Origin of the sequence: Agromyces humi (assembly GCF_009720255.1) — a bacterium.
GTDB lineage: Bacteria > Actinomycetota > Actinomycetes > Actinomycetales > Microbacteriaceae > Agromyces > Agromyces humi.
The window spans coordinates 1-9,394 of record NZ_WJSP02000124.1; the positions used below are offsets into that span (position 1 = coordinate 1).

At 71.5% G+C, this 9,394-nt stretch carries 10 protein-coding genes; all 10 read right to left on the reverse strand.

Features of this window, described 5'->3' with window-relative positions:
* A partial coding sequence (locus GH736_RS11545) for a cation:proton antiporter (RefSeq protein ID WP_159603366.1) occupies positions 1-1,094 on the reverse strand: 1,094 nt, incomplete at its 3' end.
* Positions 1,095-1,104: 10 nt separating this feature from the next.
* Positions 1,105-1,599, reverse strand: a complete 495-nt coding sequence (locus GH736_RS11550) for a cation:proton antiporter regulatory subunit (RefSeq protein ID WP_159603368.1) — start codon at positions 1,597-1,599, stop codon at positions 1,105-1,107.
* Between the two features lie 46 nt (positions 1,600-1,645).
* Positions 1,646-2,524 carry an alanyl-tRNA editing protein gene (locus GH736_RS11555; protein ID WP_159603370.1) on the reverse strand — a complete coding sequence of 293 codons (879 nt, stop codon included), beginning with the start codon at positions 2,522-2,524 and terminating at the stop codon, positions 1,646-1,648.
* Positions 2,525-2,527: 3 nt separating this feature from the next.
* Positions 2,528-2,704, reverse strand: coding sequence for a hypothetical protein (locus GH736_RS24545; protein WP_203230734.1), 177 nt, complete (start codon positions 2,702-2,704; stop codon positions 2,528-2,530).
* 65 nt (positions 2,705-2,769) lie between these two features.
* The gene (locus GH736_RS11560; protein WP_159603372.1) at positions 2,770-3,933 is read right to left on the reverse strand and encodes an acyl-CoA dehydrogenase family protein; all 1,164 of its coding nucleotides are present in this window, start codon (positions 3,931-3,933) and stop codon (positions 2,770-2,772) included.
* Between the two features lie 9 nt (positions 3,934-3,942).
* The gene (locus tag GH736_RS11565) at positions 3,943-4,824 is read right to left on the reverse strand and encodes a DUF4349 domain-containing protein (RefSeq protein WP_159603374.1); all 882 of its coding nucleotides are present in this window, start codon (positions 4,822-4,824) and stop codon (positions 3,943-3,945) included.
* A gap of 75 nt (positions 4,825-4,899) precedes the next feature.
* Complete coding sequence (locus GH736_RS11570; protein WP_159603376.1) at positions 4,900-5,733, reverse strand: aldo/keto reductase; 834 nt, start codon at positions 5,731-5,733, stop codon at positions 4,900-4,902.
* An 11-nt stretch (positions 5,734-5,744) separates the two neighbouring features.
* On the reverse strand, positions 5,745-6,953 hold the full coding sequence (locus GH736_RS11575; RefSeq protein ID WP_159603378.1) for an MFS transporter: 1,209 nt from the start codon (positions 6,951-6,953) through the stop codon (positions 5,745-5,747).
* Positions 6,954-7,090: 137 nt separating this feature from the next.
* On the reverse strand, positions 7,091-8,737 hold the full coding sequence (locus tag GH736_RS11580; RefSeq protein WP_159603380.1) for a M20/M25/M40 family metallo-hydrolase: 1,647 nt from the start codon (positions 8,735-8,737) through the stop codon (positions 7,091-7,093).
* A gap of 191 nt (positions 8,738-8,928) precedes the next feature.
* The coding region (gene nadA, locus GH736_RS11585; protein WP_235934065.1) for a quinolinate synthase NadA at positions 8,929-9,394 on the reverse strand (466 nt) is incomplete at its 5' end.

Sequence of the window (9,394 nt, forward strand, 5' to 3'; positions counted from 1 at the left end):
ATCGTGATCAGCACGTAGGCGGTCGCCAGCGGGGCGATCGCGGGCGCGACGCCGGCCGCCACGGCGATACCCGCGATGACGATCGAGAACTCGCCGCGTGGGGCGAGCGACAGCCCGGCGCGCCATTGGCCGAGCGTGCCGACACCCGCCTGCCGTGCGGCGTACGCCCCCGTGATGAGCTTGGTGAGGATCGTCACGACCGCGAGCGCGGCCGCGGGCAGGAGCATGGGGATGAGTCCCGACGAGTCGCTCGTGAGGCCGAAGAAGACGAAGAAGGTCGCGGCGAAGAGGTCGCGCAGGGGCGTGAGCACCTGGCTCGCGTTGGCCGCCACCCGTCCGGACAGGGCGATGCCGACGAGGAACGCGCCGACCGCCGCGGAGACGCCCACCTGCGCGGCGAGCCCGGCCACGAGCATGGTGAGCCCGAGCACCCCGAGCAGCAGCGGCTCGTACTCGTCGGCCGGGAACAGCCGCGACACGATGTGCCCGTGCCGGAGGGCGACGTAGAGGATGAGCGCGACGACGCCGACGGCGATCGCGACCGAGATCGCGCCCTGCAGGAGGCTCACGCCGATCACGATCGCCGACAGGATCGGCAGGTAGAACGCCATCGCGAGGTCCTCGATCACGAGCACGGCGAGGATCGCGGGCGTCTCACGGTTCGAGAGCCGCCCGAGGTCGCGGAGGAGCTTCGCGATCACGCCCGACGACGACACCCAGGTGACGCCGGCGAGCGCCACCGCGGCGACGGGCCCCCATCCGAGCAGCAGCGCGAGGGCGGCACCGGGGAGGGCGTTCAGGATGCCGTCGAGGATGCCCGGCAGCCGCGCCGACTTCAGGCTCGTGAAGAGCTCGGTCGCCGTGTACTCGAGGCCGAGCAGGGCGAGGAGCAGGATGATCCCGATCTCGGAACCGGTCTGCAGGAACTCCGCGCTCGCGTCCAGCGGGATCACCCCGCCCTCGCCGAACGCGAGGCCGAGGAGGAGGTAGAACGGGATCGGCGAGATGCCGATGAGGAGGGCGAGACGCCCGAGCAGGCTCATGCCGAGAAGGAGCGCGCCGACTTCGATGAGGAGCAGCGTGGTCTCGTGCATGCAGGCCGCCTCAGCCGGGGCCGTTGGAGAGGAGCTTGGCTACTCCGTCGAGTCCTTCACGAGTCCCGACGCCCACGATGACGTCGCCCGCGCGCAGCCGTTCTGCCGGCGTGGGGGAGGGGATGATCGCGCCGTCGCGCACGATGGCCACGATCGACGCGTGCGTGCGCGTGCGTGCCTTGGTGTCGCCGAGCGTGCGATTCAGGTAGGGCGAGTCCGTCGGCAGTGCGATCTGCTCGGTGTAGAGGCCGGCCGTCTCATCGCTGAGGCTCTGCAGCCGGCTGAGCATGACGGAGGCTCCGAGCACGTCGGCCAGGGCCGCCGCCTCGTCGTCGTTCAACGGGATGGAGTCGCGGCAGGCGTCGGGGTCGTCGACGTCGAAGACGCCCAGGTCGCGCTCACCGTCCCGGTGCGAGACCACGCTGATCCGCCGGCCGCCCTCGGTGACGAGGTCGTGGCGAACGCCGATCCCGGGAAGGTCGACCTTCTCGATATGAATACCCACGAGCGCTATCGTAACCCCGCCGCACGGTGTCTTCGGCACCGGTCCGTCAGTGTCGGAGCCGAGCCTCGTTCGTCATCTCGAGCACCGGCGTTCCACCGTCGTCGACCAGCGCGAACGAGGGCACGATCGCCGAGAGCTCGGCGAGCGAGGTGAGATGCGTGCCGCCGCAGGCGATGCGCGCGGTGCCGTCGGGCAACTCGCACACCCAGGTGCGACGGTCGGTGAGCCCGTCGCCGGCGGCGTCCACGCGCACGCTCCCGCCGGTCGCGATCCAGGCCTCGAGCTGCTCGGCGACCTCGCGTCGCACCGCGTCGAGGTCGTCGGCGAGCGACGCCGTGTCGAACCCGGCGCGGCGCAGCGACTTGTTCAGGCGGTAGCGATCCACCGAGCCGCCGGGCGTGATGCGGGAGGAGGCGATCGCGGCGCCGTCGAAGTCGGGGCTGCCGAGGGCGTCCTCGCGTGCGGGCTTCGACCATCGCGCCGCCACGGCGCGATTCAGCGCGAGCGAGGCGAGATGGCAGGCCGTGTGGCCGGTCGACAGCGCGCGCCGCGTCGCGGCGTCCGCCTGGATGGTCACCTCGTCGCCCTCGGCGATCGGGGCGTCGGCGTCGACGAGATGGGCGATGACGAACGCCCAGCCCTCGGTCCCGGGGCGCACCGGGATGTCGGCGCCGAGGTGGAGGACCTCGCCGTCGGTGGCGGCGACGACCGCATCGTGCACGACGACGTCGCCCGTCGCGGTGCGGATCACGCCGGCGTCGGCCGGTTGGTCGGGCCAGGCGGCGTCGACGGGGTGGAAGCTCGTGGACTCGGTGATCACGGCCAGGCGGCCCTCATCGGCGGGGGCGACGTGCACGACGCGCGTGGCCGCCTCGAGGGCGCCGGACGGGTAGGTGACGCGGGTGTCGCGGTGCGGAAGGCTCACCCGTCAGACGCCGTCGGCGCGACCGAGGATGTTGACCGGGATGGCCACGGCGAGGGCCACGCACAGGATGCCGCCGAAGAAGGTGACCGCCTGGAAGGCCGGCACCTCGAACGCGAAGCCCATGAGCCACATGCCGAGGACGAAGAATCCCATCGCGATGAGGAAGGCGACGACGTTCAAAGGAACCTCCAGCTGCTCGGCGCGGCATCGACACCGCGTCGCCAAGTCTAGCGTCGAGACGAGCGCTAGCCCTCGACCGGCCCCAGCCAGGCGTTCGCCACCGTGCTGTGCGCCGACTCGTCGTCGGACGGATGGAAGATCCCGGCGAGCACGTCGCGGTAGAGCCGCCCGAGCTCCGAGCCGGAGAAGTAGGACGAGCCGCCCGCGACGCGCACCGCCTGGTCGACGACGTGCTTCGCCGTCTCCGTCGCGCGTACCTTCACGCCGACCAGCTTGGGGAACCAGCGGGAGCCGTGGTCGACGAGCTCGTCGAGGTCCCGGGCGATGGACAGCAGTTGCGGCTCGATCGCGTCCTGGGCGATCGCCGCGTCGGCGACCCGCCACCGGATGTCGGGGTCCTGCGCGAGCGGGGCACCGTCGCGCTTCATCGAGGTGCGCCGGTGCGCTGCGGCGACCGCGAGGTCGAGCGCCCTGGCCCCGATCCCCGAGTACACCGCCGCGAGCAGCAGCTCGAAGCTCGCGAAGATGCCGAAGATGAGCGGGTCGGCGTTGGGACCGGGGTCCAGGCGCCGGACGATGCGGTCGGGCGCCGCGAAGGCGCCGTCGAGCACCGTCGTCCGGCTCTGCGACGCGCGCATGCCCAGGGTGTCCCAGTCGTCGAGGATCCGGATGTCAGGATCATCCCGGTCGATGAATCCGTAGACGATCTTCGGGGCATCGGCGGACGTGGTGTCGAGGCCCATCGTGCCGAGCCTCGTCCACGCGGGGGACAGCGACGTGAAGATCTTCCGCCCGCTGAAGCGGTAGCCGCCGTCGGGCTGCGGTTCGGCCGCGGTGCGCGATCCGAACAGCATGAGGTCGTTGCCGGCCTCGCTGATGCCGAACCCGAACACCTCGCCGGCGCCGGCCTCCCGCAGCAGGAAGTCCAGGGTGGCGTCGCCCCGGTCACGGAGGATCTTCGCGACGCCGGTCCACACGAGGTGCATGTTCACGGCGAGCGCGGTGGCGGGTGCCGCACCGGCAAGGCGCCCCTGCGCGCGCACGGCGTCCTGGAAACTCCAGCCGAGGCCGCCGTACTCCTCCGGCACGAGTGCGGTGAGGTACCCGGCCTCGCGGAGCTCGGCGAGGTCGGCGTCGAAGAACGCGTTGTCGCGGTCGTATCCGGCGGCGCGCTCGCGCACCCGCTCGAGGAGTTCGTCGTCGAGGACGGTGTCTGGCGTCGCGCTCACGACGCCAGACTACGCCTCGGGTGTCCGGCGCCGGCGGGTCGTGAGCACCACGACGAGGATGACGACGGCCGCGGTGACGAGCGCGGCGAGCAGCCACGGCAGCATGACGCCGATGGCGACGCCGAGCCACGCGGCGAAGCCGACGAGCGCGTTCCAGCCGACCACGATGCCGCTCCAGAAGTCGTCGGGCTGCGGGTCGGGTGCGGCCGAAGCGGTCACGAGCTCGAGGCCGATCGTCGCGAAGTCGACCTGGTCGACGAGGGAGTCGCGCTGCTGGGTGAGGCTGTCCAGCTCCGCCTGCCGAGTCGTCAGCTCCGACTCGATGGCGATGAGGTCGCTCACGGTCGTGGCGGTGGCGAGCAACTCGGTCAGGCGGTCGACCGACACGCTGAGCGCCTCGATGCGTGCGTCGAGGTCCTGGCGCTGCTGCGTGACATCCGAGGCGTTCATCGACACCGAGTTCACGGTGCCGAGCGTCCGGAGCTCATCGACGACCTCGTCCACGCGGTCCGCCGGCACGCGCAGGGTGAGCGACGCGCTGGGCGGCTGCGCGTCGGTGCCCGGGCTCTCGGTGCGGTTGTCGACGCGCCCGCCGGCCTCCTCGGCGATGGTCGCGGCATCCTCGGCCGAGGCGATGGGGTCGTCGACGGTGATCGACGCCCAGCCGGTGGTGATGACGCTGCGGTCGGCCGCGTCGGGGTCGGCGGCGGACGCGGCCGATTGCGCCGATTGATCGCCCGCCTGGTCCTGCACCTCGCCCGGCTGGGGTGCGACCGGACCGGGAGGGGCCTCGACCATCGGCGCGGTGGAGTCGCTCGCGCCCATGGAGCATCCTGAGAGGAGCAGTGCGGTGATCGCGGCTGCGGCCGCCGCGGGAGCGAGTCGTCTCATGCGCTCACTGTATTGCCGGCCGGGAATGCGATGTCTGGGGCCGTGCTGGGAGTCCGGTCACGATCGGGTTGCGGCTCAGTCCAGGTCGGGGTCGCGACCGGTGCGCTCGCCGGTCTCGAGGGTGGCCAGCGCCGCGAGGTCGGCGTCGTCGAGGGCGAAGTCGAAGACGTCGAGGTTCTCACGCAGTCGCTCGGGGGTCGATGCCTTCGGGATCACGATGTTGCCCAGCTCGACGTGCCAGCGCAGCACGACCTGTGCCGGGGTGCGACCGTGCTTGTCCGCGAGGTCGTCGAGCAGCGGCGTGCCCAGCACCCTGCCGCGTGCAAGGGGTGACCACGCCTCGGTGCGGATGCCGCGCGCCGCATCGAACTCCCGCACCGCCGCCTGCGGCAGCCACGGATGCAGCTCCACCTGGTTCACGACGGGTGCGACCCCGGTCTCGGCGATGAGGCGCTCGATGTGGTGCGGATGGAAGTTGGCCACCCCGATCGAGCGCACGCGGCCCTCCTCCTGCAGCCGGACGAGCGCCCGCCATGTGTCGACGTAGCGGTCCGTCGACGGCACCGGCCAGTGGATCAGGTAGAGGTCGAGCGTCTCGAACCCGAAGCGGGCCATGCTCGCGTCGAACGCGCGCAACGTCGTGTCGAAGCCGTTGTCGTCCTTCCACACCTTGCTGGTGACGAAGAGCTCCGCCCTGGGCACGGAGGCCGTTCGTACGGCGCGACCGACCTCCGCCTCGTTCGCGTAGAACGCGGCCGTGTCGAGGTGGCGGTAGCCGAGGTCGATCGCCGCGCGGCAGAGCGCCTCCGCGTCGCCGGCCGGCACCTTGTAGAGCCCGAGGCCGAGCTGCGGGATCATGGCGCCGTCGTCGAGCGACAGCGTCGGGGCGGGAGCGACGGGCTGGGGCATCCGGATTCCTCTCAACTGGGTTGCAACGGCACCGGCTCGGTGTCGGGGATCGGGCTCGCGTCCCGGCCGCGCAGGTCGGGATGCCAGGGACGGCCGATCACGGCGGCCACGACGCCGAGGAAGGCCAGCCCCGATGCGGCCCAGAACGCGCCCTGCGCTCCCGAGCCGTCGATCAGGAATCCGGCGAGCGCGGAGCCGAGCGCGGCACCGATGAGCTGGCCCGTCCCCACCCACCCGTACGCCTCGGCGGTGTCGCTGAACTTCACGCTCGCGGACACGATGGCGAAGAGCACGGCGAGCGCGGGCGCGATGCCGATGCCGGCGATGAAGAGCGTGATCGCGAGCCACCAGAAGTCCATGGCGAACGCCGCGAGCGCGACGCCCGCGAAGACGATGAACAGGCGCCGTGCCGTGGCCCACGGGCCGATGGGCACGTGCCCGAGGAAGAGCCCTCCGGCGAGCGAGCCGACGGAGAAGACGGCGAGCACGATGCCCGCCTCGGCGCCGTCGTGGCCGAACGCGGCGACGACCCCGGCCTCGACCGCGGCGCAGGCGCCGATGAGGAGGAAGCCGACGATGGTGGCCAGCATGACCGGCGGGCGGGTGAGCACCGCGCCGAAGCGCCGCTTCGAGCGGGGGATGCGGACGCGACCCAGCTCGGGTGACGAGATGAACCAGACGCCGCCGATGACCATCATTGCGGCGGCGAGCAGGATGGCCCAGACCGTGCCGACCTGGGTCGCGACGAAGGTCGTCACGACCGGGCCGACGACCCAGATGATCTCCTGCGCCGAGGCGTCGAGGGAGAACAGCGGGGTGAGCTGGCGCGAGTTCACCATCTTGGGGTAGATCGTGCGCACGGCCGGCTGCACGGGCGGCGTGGAAAGGCCGGCGACGAGGCCGACCGCCATGTAGGCCGGCACCGTCATGGGCACCACGCCGATCGTGACGATCGCGGTGACGCACACGGCCAGCGTGGTGATGAGCACGGGCCGCATGCCGAAGCGGCCCATGAGCCGGCTCGTGAGCGGCCCGGCGACGGCCTGCCCGATCGAGGTCGCGGCGAGCACGAGGCCCGCCGCGCCGTAGGAGCCGGTCTGCCGTTCGACGTGCAGGAGGAACGCGAGCGAGAGCATCCCCGACGGGAATCGTGCGGTCAGCTGGGCGGCGATGATCCGGGCGACGCCCGGGGTTCTGAGGAGATCGGAGTAGCTGCCCACGGTCCGACCACTCTATCGAGGCGGATGCCGCGCCGGCAGGTGGCACGCGACGCCGCCGGGACGCGGTGCGCCGCGGATGCGGCGCGCGCGTCGGCCCTCCCCACGACTCTGCCGAAGGGGAGGGCCGACGGGTCTGCTCAGCGTCGGAAGTGCGAACCCAGACGCTCTCCGACATGCTGGCCGGCGACGGGCGAGGCCTTGCCCGTGCCGTTCACCGCACTCGTCGACATGGCGTACGTGAGGATCGCGTGCGCCGCGGCATCCGCCATCTGCTCGAGGGCGAGGGTGTTGACGTTGGTGATGACGCCCCCGTACTCGAGCTCGCCGCCGTACGCGTCGTTCAACGCCTCGTAGAGGCCGGCGTCCGCGCCGTCACGGATGGGATTCATGCTGTCGCAGGCCTGGTGGTAGCACGGGTCGAACGACACCGGCTCGCCCTCGTAGGTGGCGAGGCCGCCGTAGAGCGCGACCTGGTCCTCGGTCTTCACGTCCTCGGCACCGGTGAACAGGCCGCCGGCCGGGATGCCGGCGCTGATGAACGCGTCGTAGTCCGAGCGTCCGTCGAACGCCGTCGGCTCCGAGGCGAGGCCCTGCGAGTCGAAGTAGTCCTCGAAGACCCCCTCGATGCTCGCGCTGCCGTTCGGGCCGGAGGTGCCGAAGGCATCGCCGTTCCCGTCGTAGATGAACCGCCCGAAGTTCGGCGAGCCGATCATGTCGAAGTTGAGGTACAGGCTGATGTCCTTCGCCTGGCGCTTCGTGAGGGAATCGACGTAGTACTGCGACCCGACGAGGCCGGCCTCCTCGGCGCCCCACCACGCGAACCGCACGGTGTTGCGGGGCTCGATGCCGAGGTCCGCCATCTGGAGGGCGATCTCGAGCAGCGTGGCAGAGCCGGTGCCGTTGTCCTCGATGCCCGGGCCCTCGGCCACGGAGTCGAGGTGGGCGCCCGCCATGACGACGCGGTCGTCGCGGCCGGTGGGCGTCTCGGCGATGAGGTTCGAGGTGGGCACGTCGAGCTCGATGAGCGTCTCGGTCTGCAGGTGGACGACCACCTCGCCCGCCTCGGCCAGTCCGGCGAGCTCCTCGCCGATCGCGAACGACGTGCCGACCACCGGGATCGGGTCGTTGAACTCGGCTCCCAGGGTGGCCGCCAGCGTCTCGGTGCGGCCCTCCTGGCCCTCGTTGAAGATGATGACGCCCACGGCGCCCGCATCGAAGGCGTTGTCCGCCTTGACGGAGAAGTCGCATGTCCCGCGCTGCACCAGGGCGATGTTCCCGTCGACGAAGTCGGCGAAGTCCTCGACCTCGCACCCGCTCGTCGAGGAGCCGGCCTCAGGCCCGGGCGGGAGCACGAGGTCGACCGCCTGGAGCGGCGCGGTCACGTCGCCGCTGCCCGAGTAGTCGGCCGTGATGAAGTCGACGTTCGGCTCGTAGACCGTCGGGTTCGGGGACACCTGGTCGAACTCCGGGTCCGACAGCTCGCGGAACGAGTTGAACAGGAAGTCCTGGATGGTCACCTCGTAGCCCGCGGCCTCGAGGAGCCCGGCGACGTACTCGATCGACGCGTCGTATCCGGGTGTGCCGCTCGCACGGGTGCCGCCGTTCGCGTCGGCGATCGCCTGGAGCTGGGCCAGGTGATCCATGATCGCGTCGGCGGACACGGCGGCGCGCAGCTCGCTCGTGTCGGTCGGTACGGCCGCGATGGCCGGCGCCGTGCTGGTGGCGAGCGCGATGGCGGCCGTCGCGGCCACCGCCCCCAACCCGATGGTGTGCGTTCTCTTCACGATGTTCTCCCTGCGTCGTTGCAGAACCGGGGGATGCACCGTCGACGTGGTCGGATCGGGTGATTCGGGTTCGGGAGGACGGCGCCACCGGCCGCGTCCACCTTGCGTTCGGGACGCGGCGGGGTCAACCCCTTGCGCATGGTGCAGCGCGGCCGACCCGTGCGCGTGCGTTCGGGCGACCGTGCCCGCCTTCAGCCGGCGAGGGCCTTGGCGATGCGCTGCGGCGACACGGTCTCGGCCGTGCGCAGCTCCTGGGCGAACAGGCCGACCCGCAGCTCTTCGAGCATCCAGCGCACGCGCACGAGGTGCGCGGGCGACTCGGGATCGATGGGGATGCGTCCGCCGGCCGCCTCGAACGCGGCGATCGATGCCTCCAGCTGGTTCATCGCCTGCCGATCGCGGCCGGGATTCTCCTGCAGCTTGCGAACCCGGAGGAGGATGCCGTCGAGGTAGCGGGGCAGGTGCCGCAGTCGCTCGAGACCGGTCGACGAGACGAATCCGGTCGGCACGAGCGCGGCGAGCTGGCTGCGCATGTCGGCCATCGAGCAGCCCGCCGCGAGGTTGGGCAGGATGACGGCCTGCTCGGGCGTCGACAGCAGGTCCGCGGTCTCGGCCATGAAGTGCACGCCACAGAACACGATCGCCTCGGCGTCGGGC